Origin of the sequence: Thalassovita taeanensis (genome assembly GCF_900110775.1) — a bacterium.
Taxonomy (GTDB): domain Bacteria; phylum Pseudomonadota; class Alphaproteobacteria; order Rhodobacterales; family Rhodobacteraceae; genus Litorimicrobium; species Litorimicrobium taeanense.
This window is the reverse complement of sequence record NZ_FOEP01000003.1, coordinates 363,475-379,555: the sequence shown is the minus strand read 5'-3', so window position 1 is coordinate 379,555 and position 16,081 is coordinate 363,475. Positions and strand designations below refer to the sequence as shown.

The 16,081-nt window shown below is 63.6% G+C and carries 17 protein-coding genes; 11 read left to right on the top strand and 6 right to left on the bottom strand.

Features of this window, described 5'->3' with window-relative positions; all coding sequences use genetic code 11:
* The first annotated feature begins 62 nt into the window (after window positions 1-62).
* The 3 genes from BSF79_RS06575 to BSF79_RS06565 all read left to right on the top strand — a co-directional run bounded on the left by BSF79_RS06575 (window position 63) and on the right by BSF79_RS06565 (window position 1,810).
* Window positions 63-665, top strand: coding sequence for a LysE family translocator (locus BSF79_RS06575; RefSeq protein ID WP_090269051.1), 603 nt, complete (start codon window positions 63-65; stop codon window positions 663-665).
* Window positions 662-1,288 carry a hypothetical protein gene (locus BSF79_RS06570; RefSeq protein WP_090269050.1) on the top strand — a complete coding sequence of 209 codons (627 nt, stop codon included), beginning with the start codon at window positions 662-664 and terminating at the stop codon, window positions 1,286-1,288. Before BSF79_RS06575 ends, BSF79_RS06570 begins: the two co-directional genes overlap by 4 nt.
* 111 nt (window positions 1,289-1,399) lie before the next feature.
* Window positions 1,400-1,810, top strand: coding sequence for a hypothetical protein (locus BSF79_RS06565; protein ID WP_090269049.1), 411 nt, complete (start codon window positions 1,400-1,402; stop codon window positions 1,808-1,810).
* Window positions 1,811-1,817: 7 nt separating this feature from the next.
* Here BSF79_RS06565 and BSF79_RS06560 read toward each other — a convergent pair whose 3' ends face one another.
* Window positions 1,818-2,441 carry a GyrI-like domain-containing protein gene (locus tag BSF79_RS06560; RefSeq protein ID WP_090269048.1) on the bottom strand — a complete coding sequence of 208 codons (624 nt, stop codon included), beginning with the start codon at window positions 2,439-2,441 and terminating at the stop codon, window positions 1,818-1,820.
* A gap of 252 nt (window positions 2,442-2,693) precedes the next feature.
* Between BSF79_RS06560 and BSF79_RS06555 the strand changes: the two genes are divergently transcribed.
* From BSF79_RS06555 to BSF79_RS06525, 7 genes are all read left to right on the top strand, one after another.
* Entirely contained in the window at window positions 2,694-3,656 is a 963-nt protein-coding gene (locus tag BSF79_RS06555) for an acetyl-CoA carboxylase carboxyltransferase subunit alpha (RefSeq protein ID WP_090269108.1), read from the top strand.
* Window positions 3,657-3,780: 124 nt separating this feature from the next.
* Window positions 3,781-4,677 carry a LysR family transcriptional regulator gene (locus BSF79_RS06550; protein WP_090269047.1) on the top strand — a complete coding sequence of 299 codons (897 nt, stop codon included), beginning with the start codon at window positions 3,781-3,783 and terminating at the stop codon, window positions 4,675-4,677.
* Window positions 4,678-4,767: 90 nt separating this feature from the next.
* On the top strand, window positions 4,768-5,244 hold the full coding sequence (locus BSF79_RS06545) for a formate dehydrogenase subunit gamma (RefSeq protein WP_090269046.1): 477 nt from the start codon (window positions 4,768-4,770) through the stop codon (window positions 5,242-5,244).
* Complete coding sequence (locus BSF79_RS06540) at window positions 5,241-6,767, top strand: formate dehydrogenase beta subunit (RefSeq protein WP_090269045.1); 1,527 nt, start codon at window positions 5,241-5,243, stop codon at window positions 6,765-6,767. Before BSF79_RS06545 ends, BSF79_RS06540 begins: the two co-directional genes overlap by 4 nt.
* Before the next feature lie 94 nt (window positions 6,768-6,861).
* Window positions 6,862-9,741: a formate dehydrogenase subunit alpha gene (fdhF, locus tag BSF79_RS06535; protein ID WP_090269044.1), complete on the top strand. Its 2,880-nt coding sequence runs from the start codon at window positions 6,862-6,864 to the stop codon at window positions 9,739-9,741.
* Window positions 9,742-9,745: 4 nt separating this feature from the next.
* Window positions 9,746-10,561 carry a formate dehydrogenase accessory sulfurtransferase FdhD gene (fdhD, locus tag BSF79_RS06530; protein WP_425443230.1) on the top strand — a complete coding sequence of 272 codons (816 nt, stop codon included), beginning with the start codon at window positions 9,746-9,748 and terminating at the stop codon, window positions 10,559-10,561.
* Complete coding sequence (locus BSF79_RS06525; RefSeq protein WP_090269043.1) at window positions 10,558-10,782, top strand: formate dehydrogenase subunit delta; 225 nt, start codon at window positions 10,558-10,560, stop codon at window positions 10,780-10,782. Before fdhD ends, BSF79_RS06525 begins: the two co-directional genes overlap by 4 nt.
* 15 nt (window positions 10,783-10,797) lie before the next feature.
* Here the strand turns inward: BSF79_RS06525 and BSF79_RS06520 are convergent, their stop codons facing one another.
* From BSF79_RS06520 to clpS, 5 genes are all read right to left on the bottom strand, one after another.
* Window positions 10,798-11,841 carry a cytochrome-c peroxidase gene (locus BSF79_RS06520; RefSeq protein ID WP_090269042.1) on the bottom strand — a complete coding sequence of 348 codons (1,044 nt, stop codon included), beginning with the start codon at window positions 11,839-11,841 and terminating at the stop codon, window positions 10,798-10,800.
* A 155-nt stretch (window positions 11,842-11,996) separates the two neighbouring features.
* Window positions 11,997-12,890: an oxygen-dependent coproporphyrinogen oxidase gene (hemF, locus tag BSF79_RS06515; RefSeq protein ID WP_090269041.1), complete on the bottom strand. Its 894-nt coding sequence runs from the start codon at window positions 12,888-12,890 to the stop codon at window positions 11,997-11,999.
* A gap of 104 nt (window positions 12,891-12,994) precedes the next feature.
* Window positions 12,995-13,798: an SDR family NAD(P)-dependent oxidoreductase gene (locus tag BSF79_RS06510; protein WP_090269040.1), complete on the bottom strand. Its 804-nt coding sequence runs from the start codon at window positions 13,796-13,798 to the stop codon at window positions 12,995-12,997.
* A 40-nt stretch (window positions 13,799-13,838) separates the two neighbouring features.
* On the bottom strand, window positions 13,839-14,837 hold the full coding sequence (locus BSF79_RS06505; RefSeq protein ID WP_090269039.1) for a class I SAM-dependent methyltransferase: 999 nt from the start codon (window positions 14,835-14,837) through the stop codon (window positions 13,839-13,841).
* 36 nt (window positions 14,838-14,873) lie between these two features.
* A complete protein-coding gene (gene clpS / locus BSF79_RS06500) occupies window positions 14,874-15,194 on the bottom strand; it encodes an ATP-dependent Clp protease adapter ClpS (protein ID WP_342741847.1) in 321 nt (106 codons plus the stop codon).
* A 121-nt stretch (window positions 15,195-15,315) separates the two neighbouring features.
* Here clpS and BSF79_RS06495 point away from each other — a divergent pair, with 121 nt between their 5' ends.
* Entirely contained in the window at window positions 15,316-16,014 is a 699-nt protein-coding gene (locus tag BSF79_RS06495; protein WP_090269037.1) for an HAD family hydrolase, read from the top strand.
* Window positions 16,015-16,081: the final 67 nt, after the last annotated feature.

The window sequence follows — 16,081 nt, the reverse complement described above, 5'->3', positions numbered from 1 at the left end:
ATAGATGACATCCGCACAAAATATCAATTTCAATGCGCAGGGTTTCGCATATTTCTGCGGACATGACATATGAAATCCTTACGGCCCTTGCGGCCTTTGCCTTTGTCGCGTCGATCACGCCGGGGCCGAACAATCTGATGCTCATGGCCTCGGGGGCCAATTTCGGCTTTCGCCGGTCGATCCCGCATATGCTGGGGATCGGGATCGGGTTTACCGTGATGATCATTCTGGTGGGGGTCGGGCTGATCCAGATTTTCGATGCGGTGCCGGTGACCCACACGATCCTGAAGGTGGTGGGCGTGCTGTATCTGCTGTGGCTGGCCTGGAAAATCGCCCATGCGGATATGCCGGACACGCGCGACTCCACCGGGCGGCCGATGACATTCATACAGGCGGCGCTGTTTCAATGGGTCAATCCCAAGGCCTGGCAGATGGCGCTGACGGCGATCACAATGTACGCGCCCGAGCGGTCAGTTCTGTCGATCCTGTGGGTGGCGCTGGCGTTCGGCCTGATCAACCTGCCGTGCATCAGCACCTGGACGGTGATGGGGCAGCAGATGCGGCGGCTGTTGTCGAACCGGCTGCGGTTGCGAGTGTTCAACTGGGGCATGGCGGCATTGCTGGTGGCCTCGTTGGTGCCGGTGGTTTATGCCGAGTTCGGATGAGCCTGACCCTGATCCATACTGCCGAGGTGCATCGCGCCACATTTGAGGCGCTGCGCGACCGGATTGCGCCGGGGGCGGTGCTGCGGCATGTGGTGCGGGCCGATTGGCTGGCGCGGGCGCAGGGCGGCATTGACGGTGCGCTGACCGCCGAGATTACCGAGGAGATCGCGGCGGCGGGCGGCAAGGTGCTGTGCAGTTGCACCACGTTGGGGCCAGTGGCCGGGGCGGCGGGGGCGATCCGGATTGATCAGCCAATGATGCAGGCCGCCGCCGAGGCGGGCGGCGCGGTGATGCTGGCCTATTGCCTGCGATCGACCGAAGGCCCGAGCTTGGCACTGTTGCGACACGAGATGGCGGCGGCAGGAAACAACAGCGCGGTGGTGCCGCTGTTCCTGGGCCAGCACTGGCCGTTGTTTGAAGCGGGTGATGGGGCGGGATTTGCCCACGCGCTGGCGGCCTCGCTGCGCGAGGCGATCCTTGCGGGGCAGCCGGGCTGTGTGGTTCCAGACTGTGTGGTTCTGGCGCAGGCGTCGATGGCGGGGGCGGCCGAGGTCTTGGGCGATCTTGGCGTGCCAGTGCTCAGCTCGCCCGCGTTGGCGTTGCGGGCGGGATTGGCGGTTTGATGCCGGGCTGTCAATACATTCCATTTACTTGATGTATATCAAAGCCCGGTTTCACCGCGCTTCTAGGGTCGGTCGCGCGCCACCATGGGCGCGACGATTTGGGAGAGCCTTATGAAACCGTTTATCCTGTTTGCTGCGCTGGTCTGCGCCATGGCCACGGGCGCCACTGCTGCGCCGCGATCCGAGCTGTCGGCGCCCATCGTCGCCTATACGCCGGTCATCGTGAAAAACGCCGAAGCGCTGGAGCTGACGGCGGAACAGCGCGCCGATCTGAAGGCGTGGATGGCGACGATGCCAGCCAAGCGCATGGCCAAGGAGGCCGAGGCCATTGCCTTGCGGGCGCAGTTGCGCGCGGCGATCAACACCGGGGCACTGGTGGCCGAGCGGCAAGCGCTGGCGGAACAGATCGGCACGGCGGAAACCGAGCTGTTGATGATGCGATCCGGCTGCGTTGATCATTGGCGCGAGGTTCTGAGCCCGGCGCAATTTGCCAAGGTTCTGGAAATCGCGGCACAACGCTGAGGCCGTTTCAAAGTGGGCGGACGGGCTGACGCAGCAGCGTTTTCAGCCGGCCCGGAGCCACGCGGCGGGGGTCGGAGAGATAGATCTCGTGATGTGGGCCGTTGAAGGTCAGCCCGAGGCCTGGCATCACCACGCAGTGCAGATCGACCAGCACCGGGGCCTCGGCGGTATATGGACCAATGTGCAGGGTTTGCAGGCAATCGCCTTCGTCCAGCGGCGCAAGGTGGACCTCTGCCAGCGCCTCGGGGTCGGCGGTCGTGCGGCGCTTGGACAGAGTGGCGGTGCGGGCTTGATCAAGCGCGGTTTGCGCGGTGTCGTCCGGAACGCGTAGACATGCAGCCCAGCGCCAGACGGCGCGATCGCCGGTGGTGAAGGCGGCGGGGTCATCGGCCCACCACAGCGCCTCGAGCGGGGGTACGGCGAAATCGGCGCCGCGCGCCTTGGCGGCGAATTTGATCCCGTAGGCCAGCGGATACAGCGCGGCAAGGGCACGGGCATAGGTCGGGCCGTTCGGATCGCCCTGCCCTTCGATGCGCAGCGTCAGGATCGGCGGAACGTTCAGCCGGGACCACTGCCCGGCTTTGGCGGCATAAAGCGCGCGGTCGCGTTTGCGGAAATCGAGCTTGTCCATGGCAATCACGTCAACGGTAGACAGATATGGGTTTCAGGATCAGCCGGGGTGGCGGCGGCATGGATGTGGCGCAGCATCTTGTCCGCGCAACTGCCGGATTCGGGGTTTTGCATTGCGATCCTCCACCTCGTGAAGAAATCATAACATGCCCGTGGGGGGATCATGGCATGTCTTGATGTCGCAAATCTTGCCGTGTTGCATCTGGACGCGCAGGGCGCCATATATTCAGCCAACCATGCTGGAGAGACGCGGATGACCAATTACCTCGACTTCGAACGCCCGCTTGCCGAGATTGAAGGCAAAGCCGAAGAACTGCGCGCCATGGCGCGACAGAATGAGGAGATGGATATCGAGGCCGAGGCGGTGGCGCTGGACAAGAAAGCCGCCGATCTGCTGCGCGATCTTTACAAGGGGCTGACGCCTTGGCGGAAATGTCAGGTGGCGCGCCACCCCGACCGGCCGCATTGCAAGGATTACATCGAGGCACTGTTCACGGAATACACGCCGCTGGCCGGGGACCGGAACTTTGCCGATGATCACGCGGTCATGGGCGGTTTGGCACGGTTCAACGATCAGCCGGTGATGGTGATCGGCCACGAGAAGGGCAATGACACCAAAAGCCGGATCGAGCGCAATTTCGGCATGGCGCGGCCCGAAGGATACCGCAAGGCGATCCGCCTGATGGAGATGGCCGACAAGTTTGGTCTGCCGATCATCACGCTGGTGGACACGCCCGGCGCCTATCCGGGTAAGGGCGCGGAGGAGCGCGGCCAGTCCGAGGCAATTGCGCGTTCGACCGAGAAATGTCTGCAGGTTGGGGTGCCGCTGATCAGCGTCATCATTGGCGAAGGCGGGTCGGGCGGTGCGGTGGCCTTTGCCACGGCGAACCGCGTGGCGATGCTGGAGCATTCGGTATATTCGGTGATCTCGCCAGAGGGCTGCGCCAGCATCCTGTGGAAGGATTCCGAAAAAATGCGCGAAGCCGCCGAGGCACTGCGGCTGACGGCGCAGGATCTGAAGAAGCTGGGTGTGGCCGACCGGATCATTCCCGAACCGATGGGCGGCGCGCATCGCGGCAAGGAGACTGCGATCAAGGCGGTGGGCGAGACGATCGCCTTGATGCTGGCCGAGATCAACGGACAGAAGCCCAAGAAGCTGGTCACGGACCGGCGCAAGAAATACCTTGAGATGGGATCGAAGGGGCTGGCGGCCTAACGCGCCGCCCTGCCCAGTTTTGATCCGAAGCAACGGGCGCTGTGGCGCCCGATCTGCTGTTGTGTGAGCGGTGCCGCTGTTGCGGCCCCTTTCCGAACCCGCCAAATGCGGCAATAGTCGCCGGATGATCGACAAGCTGGATATGTTCATCGCGCTGGCACGGGAGCAGCATTTTGGCCGCGCGGCAGAGGCCTGCGGCGTGACGCAACCGACGCTGTCGGCGGCGATCAAGCAGCTGGAGGAACAGCTGGGCGTGATGCTGGTGTGGCGCGGGTCGCGGTATCAGGGGCTGACGCCCGAGGGGCAGCGGGTGCTGGACTGGGCGCGGCGGATCGTGGGCGACGCCCGCACGATGAAAGAGGAAATGCGCGCGGCGCGGCAGGGCTTGTCGGGCAACCTGCGGCTGGCGGTAATCCCGACGGCGCTGACGCTGGTGGCCAAGCTGACGACGGGGTTCGCGCGCAGCCATCCGAATGTGCGGTTCACGGTGTTATCGCGCACCTCGGCCGAGATCCTGGCGCTGCTGGAGAACTTGCAGATCGACGCCGGTATTTCCTATTTGGATAACGAGCCGCTGGGGCGGGTGACGACGGTGCCGATCTATGCCGAGCGCTATGTTTTGGTGGTGCGGCGCGATCATCCGTTGGCGGGTCAGGCGCAGGTCAGCTGGGGCGATCTGGGCGCGCTGCCACTGTGCCTGCTGACGCCGGACATGCAGAACCGGCGGATCATCACGCAGCATCTTGAAGAAGCGGGCGTGGCGGTGGCGCCGACGGTCGAGGCCTCTTCCTTGATCGTGCTAATCAGCCATGTTCTGAGCGGCGGTTGGGTCACGATCCTGCCGGTGAAGGCGGCGGAAATCTTTCTTCAGGGCGGAGCGTTGGCAGCGGTTGCGATCCGCAATCCCGATGCTGTGCACAGTGTCGGGCTGATTGCGCCGCACCGCGAACCGCATACGCCGGTGCTGACGGCGCTTTTGGCGCAAGCGCAGTCGCTTTCGGAGATTGGCGACAAACGATAGGCTTTATCTATGACCTGACGGATCTGTGATATTGATTTGCCGTGCAAATCTGTCACGGATCAGAGCAGGATTTATAGGGAGGGCCGCGCAATGCCGACAGCATTGGCCGATACTGAGCGCGCGCAGCTGGAGGAGATACTGGCGCAGCATACCGGGGTCGAGGGACCTTTGCTGCCGATTTTGCACGATGTGCAGGCAGCGTTTGGCCATATCCCGCAAAGCGTCGTGCCGGTGATTGCGGCGCATCTGAACATCGGTCGGGCCGAGGTGCACGGGGTGGTCAGCTTTTACCATGATTTCCGCGAGGCCCCGGCGGGGCGGCATGTGGTTCGGATTTGCCGGGCCGAGGCCTGTCAGGCGATGGGCGCCAATGGGCTGGCCGATGCGGTTTTGGCGCGGTTGGGCGTGGAGTGGCACGGGACCACGGCGAATGGCGCGGTGACGATCGAGCCGGTGTATTGTCTGGGGCTGTGTGCCTGCGGACCTGCGGCGATGGTCGACGGCAAGGTGCTGGGCCGGGTCGATGAGGCGCGGATGGCCGCGGTTCTGGCGGAGGTGGGCGCATGAAGATTTACGTGCCGATGGATGCGGCGGCCAAGGCCGTCGGCGCCGATGAAGTTGCGGCAGGCATTTTGGCCGAGGCGGCAGCGCGCGGCATTGACGTGACGCTGGTGCGCAATGGCACGCGCGGGATGGTCTGGCTGGAGCCTTTGGTGGAGGTCGAGAGCGATCAGGGGCGGGTTGGATTCGGGCCGGTGACGCTGGCGGATGTGCCCGCGCTGTTTGGCGATCTGGGCGCGCATCCCAAGGCGGTGGGCGTGGTTGAGGAGATCCCGTTTTTTGCCGCGCAGACCCGGCTGACCTTTGCGCGCTGTGGCGTGACTGATCCGCTGTCCCTGAGCGAGTATGAGGCACATGGCGGGCTGGCAGGCTTGCGGCGCGCGATTGGCATGGGCCCGGCGGGGATCGTGCAGGAAGTGACCGACAGCGGGCTGCGCGGGCGCGGTGGTGCGGGCTTTCCCACCGGCATCAAGTGGCAGACGGTGGCGGGCGCGCAGGCGGCGCAGAAATACATCGTGTGCAATGCCGATGAGGGCGACAGCGGCACCTTCGCCGACCGGATGATCATGGAGGGCGATCCGTTTTGCCTGATCGAAGGCATGGTGATTGCCGGGCTGGGTGTCGGCGCGACACGCGGGTTTGTGTATCTGCGCAGCGAGTATCCCGATGCGATCGCGGCGATGCGGGCGGCCGTGGTGCGGGCGCGCGGGGCCGGGATTTTGGGCGCGGATGTGCTGGGGTCGGGTGCGGCGTTTGACATGGAGGTGCGGGTGGGTGCCGGGGCCTATGTGTGCGGCGAGGAAACCAGCCTGCTGAATTCGCTCGAAGGCAAGCGCGGCGTGGTGCGGGCCAAGCCGCCGCTGCCGGCGCTGCAAGGGTTCATGGGGCAGCCGACGGTGGTCAACAACGTGATCTCGCTGGCCACCGTGCCGGTGATTTTCGAGAAGGGCGCGGCGTTTTACGCGGGCTTTGGGCTGGGCCGGTCGAAGGGCACGATCCCGGTGCAGATCGCGGGCAACGTGCGGTTTGGCGGGCTGTTCGAGACCGCGTTTGGCATGACGCTGGGCAAGCTGGTGGACGAGATCGCGGGCGGCACCGGCAGTGGTCACCCGGTCAAGGCAGTACAAATCGGCGGGCCGCTGGGCGCATATTTCGGGCGCGAGAAGTTTGAGACGCCGTTTGGCTATGAGGAATTCGACGGTCAGGGCGGGTTGATCGGCCATGCTGGGCTGGCGGTGTTCGACAGTCACGTGAACATGCGCGAGATGGCACGGTTTGCAATGGAATTTTGCGCGGTGGAAAGCTGCGGCAAATGCACACCCTGCCGGATTGGTGCTGTGCGCGGGGTCGAGACCATCGACCGGATCGGGCGTGGCGATACGGCGGCGGTCGAGTTGTTGACGGACCTGTGCGACACGATGAAGGATAGCTCGCTTTGCGCGCTGGGGGGATTTACGCCCTATCCGGTGATGTCGGCGCTGAGCCATTTCCCGGAAGATTTCGGTCTGGCGCGGGAGGCTGCAGAATGAGCCGGTCTTTGGCGACGAGCGGCGGGAACGAGGGGCCAGCCCCTCGCGCTCCCCGGAGTATTTGCGTCAGAAAGAAGCGAATTGGGGGAGCGTCATGAAGGATTTCATCATTCCAACGGACCGGGACATGGGCACGCCTGCGTCAAGATCGGCGCAGATGGTGACGCTGACGGTGGACGGGTTCGAGGTGACGGTGCCCGAAGGCACGAGCGTGATGCGCGCCAGTGCCGAGGCGGGGATTTCGGTGCCCAAGCTGTGTGCGACGGATAGTTTGGAAGCGTTCGGGTCGTGTCGGCTGTGTGTGGTCGAGATCGAGGGACGGCGCGGCACGCCTGCATCCTGTACCACGCCGGTCGCGGCGGGGATGGTGGTGCATACGCAGAATGCCAAGCTGAAGAAGCTGCGGCGCGGGGTGATGGAGCTGTATATCTCTGATCATCCGCTGGATTGTCTGACCTGTTCGGCAAATGGCGATTGCGAGTTGCAGGACATGGCCGGGGCCGTGGGGCTGCGCGATGTGCGATACGAGGCGGTTGAGACGCATTTCGAGGTGCGCAAGGGGGGCGAGGCCAATCCGGCCTATATTCCGAAAGACGACAGCAACCCCTATTTCACCTATGACCCGGCCAAGTGCATCGTCTGTTCGCGCTGTGTGCGGGCCTGTGAAGAGGTGCAGGGCACCTTTGCGCTGACCATTGAGGGCAGCGGATTTGACAGCCGGGTGTCGGCGGGCATGGTCGGGGATGATTTCCTGTCGTCGGATTGCGTGAGCTGTGGCGCCTGTGTTCAGGCCTGCCCCACCGCGACGTTGCAGGAAAAGAGCGTGATCGAGATCGGCACGCCGGAGCGGTCGGTGATCACCACATGTGCCTATTGCGGGGTGGGGTGTTCGTTCAAGGCCGAGATGCGCGGCGATGAGGTGGTGCGGATGGTGCCGTGGAAGCACGGCAAGGCCAATCGCGGTCATAGCTGTGTGAAGGGGCGGTTCGCCTATGGCTATGCCAGCCACAGCGATCGGATTTTGAAGCCGATGATCCGCGAGCGGATCGAAGACCCTTGGCAGGAGGTGAGTTGGGACGAGGCGATGCGTTTTGCCGCTGACCGGATGCGCGGATTGCAGGAGGCGTATGGGCGGCGGTCAGTTGGGGTGATCACCTCGAGCCGGTGCACCAATGAAGAGACGTTTTTGGTGCAGAAGCTGACGCGGGCAGTGTTTGGCAACAACAACACCGACACCTGCGCGCGGGTGTGTCATTCACCCACCGGATACGGGTTGGGGCAGACATTCGGCACCTCTGCGGGCACGCAGGATTTCGACTCGGTCGAGGCAACGGATGTGGTGATCGTGATCGGGGCGAACCCGACGGACGGGCATCCGGTCTTTGCCAGCCGGTTGAAAAAGCGGCTGCGGGCGGGGGCGAAACTGATCGTGATTGATCCGCGCCGGACCGATCTGGTGAAATCAAGCCACATTGCGGCGGCGCATCATCTGGCGTTGCGGCCGGGCACCAATGTGGCGGTGGTGTCGGCGCTGGCGCATGTGATCGTGACCGAAGGCTTGATGGATGAGGCGTTTATCCGCACGCGCTGCGATTGGGAGGAATTCAGCGAATATGCCGAGTTCATCGCCGATCCGCGCCATTCGCCCGAGGCCACCGAGGCGCTGACCGGGGTGGCCGCCGAGGAGCTGCGCGGCGCGGCGCGGTTGTTTGCGACGGGCGGCAACGGCGCGATTTACTATGGGTTGGGGGTGACGGAGCATTCTCAGGGCTCGACCACAGTGATCGCGATTGCCAATCTGGCGATGCTGACCGGGAATTTGGGGCGCAATGGCGTGGGGGTGAACCCGCTGCGCGGGCAGAATAACGTGCAGGGCGCCTGCGATATGGGATCGTTCCCGCATGAATTGCCGGGGTATCGTCATGTGAAAAACCCCGATGTACGGGCGATTTTCGAGGAGCTTTGGGGGGCGAAGATCGACCCCGAACCGGGGTTGCGGATTCCCAACATGTTGGATGCGGCGGTCGATGGCACCTTCAAGGGGCTGTATTGTCAGGGCGAGGATATCCTGCAATCGGACCCTGACACCAAGCATGTGGCGGCAGGGCTGGCGGCGATGGAGTGTGTCATCGTGCATGACCTGTTCCTGAACGAAACGGCCAATTACGCGCATGTGTTCTTGCCGGGGTCCACCTTCCTTGAGAAGGACGGGACGTTCACCAACGCCGAGCGGCGGATCAATCGGGTGCGCAAGGTGATGGCGCCGCGCAATGGCTATGCCGATTGGGAAGTGACCCAGATGTTGGCCAATGCGATGGGGGCGGAGTGGCACTATACCCATCCGAGCCAGATCATGGCCGAGATTGCGGCGACCACGCCGAGCTTTTCACGCGTGACCTATGAGCTGTTGGAAGAGCATGGATCAATCCAGTGGCCGTGCAACGACAGCGCGCCAGAGGGCACGCCGCTTATGCATGTGGACGGGTTTGTGCGCGGCAAGGGGCGGTTCATCGTCACCGAATATGTGGCGACGGACGAGAAGACCGGGCCGCGGTTTCCGCTGTTGCTGACCACCGGGCGGATCTTGTCGCAGTATAACGTGGGCGCGCAGACGCGGCGGACCGAAAACGTGGTCTGGCACGATCAGGATGTGCTGGAGATCCATCCGCATGACGCAGAGGTGCGCGGTGTGAAGGATGGCGATTTTGTCCGGCTGGCCAGCCGGTCTGGCGAAACCGCGCTGCGGGCGACGGTGACGGACCGGGTGTCGCCGGGGGTGGTTTACACGACGTTCCATCACCCTGACACGCAGGCCAATGTGATCACCACGGATTTCAGCGATTGGGCGACCAATTGCCCGGAATACAAGGTGACGGCGGTGCAGGTCAGCCCGTCGAACGGGCCAAGCGACTGGCAGGAAGATTATGCGGCGCAGGCGGCTTTGGCGCGGCGCATTCTGCCGGCGGCGGAATAGGCCGATGCAACGCAGCACCCCGGTTCCGATGGCCCTGCCCGATCTGCATCCCGTAGGATCGCGCGCGCGGGCGCGCGCCTTGCCCGAGGAAGTGCCGGTGGCGCTGGTCTATAACGGGTCGACACTGGCGGTGATGATGGCCTCGCCCGTCGATCTGGAGGAGTTTGCGCTGGGGTTTTCCCTGACCGAGGGGATTGTCACTGCGCCCGGACAGCTGGGCGAGGTTGAGGTTGTGACGCACCCCAAGGGGATCGAGCTGCGGATGTGGCTTCAGGCGGATCGCGCCGGGGTGTTAGAGCAGCGGCGGCGGGCGCTTGCCGGGCCGGTGGGCTGCGGGCTGTGCGGGATCGACAGTCTGGATCAGGCACTGCGCACGCTGCCGCCGGTGTCCGGCGGGGCGATGCGGTTGACGTCAGCGGATATCGTCGCGGCGGTCGAGGGGTTGCGCGATTGTCAGCCGCTGCATGATGCGACCCACGCGGTACATGCGGCGGGGTTTTACCTGCCCGGCACCGGGATGATGTGTGCGCGCGAGGACGTCGGACGGCATAATGCGCTGGACAAGCTGGCCGGGGCGCTGGCGCAGGGCGGGATCGCGCCGGGGACCGGCGCCGTGGTGCTGACCAGCCGGGTTTCGGCGGATATGGTGCAGAAGGCGGCCGCGATCGGCGCGCCCTGCGTGATTGCCGTGTCGGCGCCAACCACGATGGGGGTTCAGGTGGCCGAAGAGACCGGGCTGACCCTGATCGCGCGGGCGCGTGGCGGCACCTATGAGGTGTTCGCCCATGCCCACCGGATTGATACAGGAGGCCCGCAATGAAGGCGGACAAGCTGATTTACATGGCCAACCAGATTGCCACGTTTTTCGAAAGCAAGCCGCATGATGAGGGCGTCACTGGCGTGGCCGATCACATCAGCGATTTCTGGGAGCCACGGATGCGGGTGCAGCTGTTTGAACTGCTGGAGCAGGGCGGCGCGGGGCTGAAGCCTTTGGTGCTTGAGGCTGCACCGTTCATTCGCCGCCCTGATATGGTCGATTGACCGGCGCTTGCCGGGTTACTTGATTTCGCCCGTCGGGCGCGGTGTCGCGGCAGTTTCAGCCGGAAGGACCGGATAGACCACGGGCGGTATCGTGCCGGTCAGGCTGCCGAGGAAGGCAACGATCTGGTCGGCTTCGCTGTCGCTCAGATCCTCGCCCAGTTGCGATTCACCCATGATCTGCACCGCGACCTTGAGATCCCAGACCTTGCCGGAATGGAAATACGGCGCGGTGATTGCGGTGTTGCGCAGGGGGGCGGCACGGAAGACGTAATCGTCGTCAGCGGTTTCGGTCACGGCAAAGCGGCCCCGGTCGCCCACGGGCAGCACCTCGGCCCCAGGTTTTTCGATCAGGCCGAAGGGATAGTAGTCGTGCCCACCGACGTTGACGCCGTTGTGGCAGGCAGCGCAGCCCTTATCCATGAACAGCTCAAGCCCGGCTTTCTGATCGGCGCTCAGCGCGTCTTCGTCGCCATTCAGGAAGGAATCGAACGGGGCGGGTGTGGTCAGGGTGGCCTCGTACGCCTCGATCGCTTTGGCGAAGTTGTCAAAGCTGACCGGATCGGCTTGATCCGGGAACGAGGCGTGGAACCATTCGACATACTGCGGCATCGAGTTCAGCGTGGCGACCACGTTGTCGGGGGTATTGGCCATCTCCACCCCGGCCTGCACCGGGCCTTTGGCCTGTTCGGCCAGATCGGCGGCGCGACCATCCCAGAACTGCGCCTCGTTGAAGACCGAGTTCAGCACCGTCGGCGCATTGCGCGGGCCTTTTTGCCAGCCGTGGCCGATCGAGGTTTCAAGGTTGTCGTCGCCGCCGGTCGCCAGATTGTGGCACGAGTTGCAGGAAAACACGCCAGAGGCCGACATGCGCGGATCAAAGAACAGCGCTTTGCCCAGATCAATCTTGGCCGGGGTGATCGGGTTGTCATTGACCGCAGGAACGGTCGAGGGCAGTGGCGCAAATACCTCGAGCGCGGTGTCGCGCAGGTCAGAGGCGAAAGCGGTGGAGGCGGTGAGCGCCGCCACGGAACTTAGCAGGAATGCACGGGCAAGTGTCATCAGTTCAGGACTCCTGATCCCCGGATTTTTCCGGGTCGGTTTGTCGCGCGCTTCATTCCGATATCTTGGTACTGCGGATCGGGCACCGCGCACATGACTTAGATCAATTCTAAGTGATGTGGCGGTGGAATTTCCGATTTATCAATCCTGCGGGGTCAGACCCATTTGGCCATGGGCGGCAGGCTCATCAGCACCGCGTTGGCGTCGTGGCCGGTTTCCAGACCAAACTTGGTGCCCCGGTCATAGACGAGGTTATATTCGGCATAGAGGCCGCGATGGATCAGTTGGGTATCTTTGTCCGCCTCGGTCCACGGGGTGTTGCGGCGTTTTTCGGTCACGGGCACGAAGGCCGGCAGGAAGGCGCGGCCAACGTCTTGAATGAAGCCGAAATCGGCCTGCCAATCACCGGTGTTGTGATCGTCAAGGAAGATGCCGCCAACTCCGCGCGCACGGCCCCGGTGCGGGATGAAGAAATACTCGTCCGCCCAGGCCTTGAGACGTGGATAATATGTGGCGTCGTGGCGGTCGCAGTGGTCTTTCTGGACCGCGTGGAAATGCGCGGTGTCTTCGGCATATTCAATGCAGGGGTTCAGGTCGGACCCGCCGCCGAACCACCAGGCGTGCGGGGTCCAGAACATGCGGGTGTTCATGTGCACGGCGGGGCTGTGCGGGTTTTGCATATGCGCCACCAAGCTGATGCCAGAGGCCCAGAACCGCGGGTCGTCCTTCATGCCCGGCAGGCCCTTGCGCGCGGCCATCGCCGCCTGCGCCCGCTCGCCCAGCGTGCCGTAAACGGTCGAAACATTGACCCCGACCTTTTCGAACACCCGGCCGCCGCGCATCACGCTCATCAACCCGCCGCCTGCGTCTGAACCGTCATCAGAGGCGCGAGTGGTTTCGGACACTTCGAAGCGGCCTGCGGGCTGATCGGCAAAGGGGCCGGTTGTCTGGCTGTCTTCCAGCGCCTCGAACGTTGCGACGATTTCATCGCGCAGGGTGCGGAACCATGCGCTGGCGCGCTGTTTTTCGGACTGGAAGTCTTCGGTCATGGGGGCCTCGGTGCGGTCTGGAAATATGGGTGTCGCGCAGGATTAACAGGCCCGGCGGGGCAAGGCCATGGACAAGACCGCGCAGAGCGATCAGGCGGAAGCGATCAGTGCGCCGGGGCCGAGACCGGATCAATCAGGGTGCGACCACCATCAAGGGTCATGATCTGCCCGGTCATGAAGGCCGACGCATCGGCGGCCAGATATTGCGCGGCGTGGGCCAGTTCGGACGGGGCGGCGATGCGGCCCAGCGGTGTGTGCGCTTCGATCTCAGAGCGGTATTCAGTATTGTCGCGCAGCGTTTGTTTCAGCGAATTCGACATCACCGACCCGAACGCCAACCCATTGACCCGGATCCGGTGCGGCGCCAGCGCCACCGCCAGCGAGCGGGTCATCTGATCCAGCGCGGCGGTCGAAACGGAATAGGCCAAAAGCTCGGGCGTGGTGCGGCGCGCGGCAATGCAGGACAGGTTGATGATCGCCCCGGCAGAACCTTCGGTCTGCTTGCCGGATTGCTTGATCATCCGCCGCGCCACCAGTTGCGACAGACGCAGGGCGGTCAGCAGGTTCTGCTGCAACAGCGTATCCACGGCATCGTCGACCACGTCGCTGAGCGGATCGGCGGCGATGACCTGCCGCGAGGCGTTGATCAGGATATCGACCCCGTCAAAGGCATCAAGCGCGGCGGACAGCAAATTGGCCTGTGTCAGCTTTTCGCGCAGATCCCCGGCGAAATAGCGAAAGCTTCGGCCCTCTTCATTGTCGCCCAGCTCTTTTTGCAGGCTGGCCTCGTCCATGTCGGCAAAGACGACGTTGGCCCCCTTGTCGACAAAGTGGCGGCCAATGGCCAGCCCGATCCCGTTGGCGCCGCCCGTGACGATGGCGGTCTTTCCGGTGATGGCAAAGGACATGAACAGACACTCCTGATTCTGATCTTGAAGGTAACCGGGCTTAGCGCCTGTGGCGAGAGGGACGCGCGGCGCAGAAGATTTTGAACCGGTTGTCGCCTGCGACCTCGGTCACATCGACGAAATGCTGTGCAAGCGCCGCCTCGTAGGGCAGGTGCCGGTTGGCCACCAGCCAGAGCCGCCCCGACGGGGTCAGCGCGGCGGCAGCGGCGGCAATGAAAGCGCGGCCAAGGTCGGGATCGGCGGCGCGTGCGGTGTGAAACGGTGGGTTCATCACCACGGTGTCCAGCTTGTGCGCTGGGGTCCAATGCGTGGCATCGGCCCAGTGAAAGCGCGCGCGCGGGTCGGTCACATTCAACCGGGCGCAAACCAGCGCGGCGTGGTCCGCCTCGATCAGATCAAGGGTTTTGATCGTGTCGCGGCGCAGCAGCCCGGCGGACAGAAAGCCCCAGCCCGCGCCGAAATCCGCGACACGCGCGCCCAGCTTTTCGGGCAGCGAGGCCAGAAGCAACGCCGATGCCGGATCAATCCCATCGGCGGAAAACACGCCGGGGGCGGTGACAAATCCGCCCTCGATCGCGGCGGGGCCTGCGGGGTGCCAGTCGCTGAACGCGGCGGCGGCGGGGGCGGTGAACCAGAAAATCTTGCCATGCGCCTTGGACAGGCTGCCAGAAACCTCGGCCCGTTTGCGGATATCCTTGAGCATGGAATCGACGCCATCGGTTTTTTGACCATCAACGATGATCACCCCGCCCGGCGTGGCCTGAACCGCCGCCGCGATCAGCGCGCGGGCCTGCGCTTTGGCGCGGGGCAGGAAAACCACGGCGGCGGCATATTTCTCGTCCGGGTCGGTGGCACAGTGGAAACCAGCGGCGGTGAAGCCGTCGAAGTCGGGCTTGAAGCCGGTGATCACCCGGCAGCGGTCCTGTGGCAGGGCCGACAGATCCATGCCAAGGCGCGGGGCGAATACGGCGACGAGCCCGGAATCGGGCAGGACAAGCCCTCCCTCGGAGAGGGCAAGCAACAGACGTGGGGTGTTCATCAGATCAGGCGCTTTCGGGCCGGGACGCGGAAAGGGTCATTCCTTTTCCATCGTACATTGCAGCGGGTGCTGGTTGCGGCGGGCGAAATCCATCACCTGCGTCACCTTGGTTTCCGCGATTTCATGGCTGAAGACGCCAACAACTGCCAGCCCCTTTTTATGAACGGTCAGCATGATCTCGAACGCTTGCGCGTGGGTCATGCCGAAAAACCGCTCCAACACATGAACGACGAATTCCATCGGGGTGAAATCATCGTTCAGCAGCATCACCTTGTACAGCGGCGGGCGCTTGGTCTTGGGACGCGTCTGTAGCACGACCGACACGTCGTTATCGTCGCCATCATTCTGATCAGACATTTTCAACGGCCAACCGTTCATTTGCACGCTTCTTTGGTTTTGACGTTTGGGGCTTAGAACGGTCTATATAACCTCTGGGACCGAATAGAAAAGAGCTCTGCGCAAGTAGAAGGGCGGGACAATGGCAAAACTGACCACGATCGGCTTCGATGCGGACGATACGCTGTGGCACAACGAGCGGTTTTTCCGGATCACACAAGAGCGATTCGCCCAACTGCTGGCGCAGTATGCCGACCCCGATCATCTGATGGAGCGGCTGCTGGAGGCGGAAAAGCGCAACATCAGCCACTATGGGTTCGGTATCAAGGGTTTCGTGCTGTCGATGATCGAAACCGCGCTGGACGTGACCGGCGACAAGGTGCCCGGCCCCGTCATCCGGTCATTGGTCGAGGCCGGGCAGGACATGCTGCGCCATCCGATCGAGCTGCTGCCGCATGCCCGCGACGCAATCGCGGCCGTGGCAGAGCAATATCGCGTTGTGTTGATCACCAAGGGCGATCTTCTGGACCAAGAACGCAAGCTGGCGCAATCGGGCTTGGGCGAGCTGTTCGACGGAGTCGAGATCGTTTCGGAGAAGACCACAGCGGTTTATGCCGGGATTTTCGACCGTCACGGCGACGGGGCCTCGTATGGTATGATGGTGGGCAATTCGATGAAATCCGACGTGGTGCCGATGGTACAGGCCGGGGGGTGGGGCGTGTATGTGCCGCATGGGCTGGAGTGGGAGATCGAGAAAGCCGATGCGCCCGAAGATGCGCCGCGGTTCCGTCAACTGACGGACCTGGGGGAATTGCCCGCACTGATCGCTGCCCTGCGCTGATTTCTGTTTACTTTGGCCCCAATTGCGCAAATTCTCGAATAAGGGAATCACTTCCAGATTTGAGAAC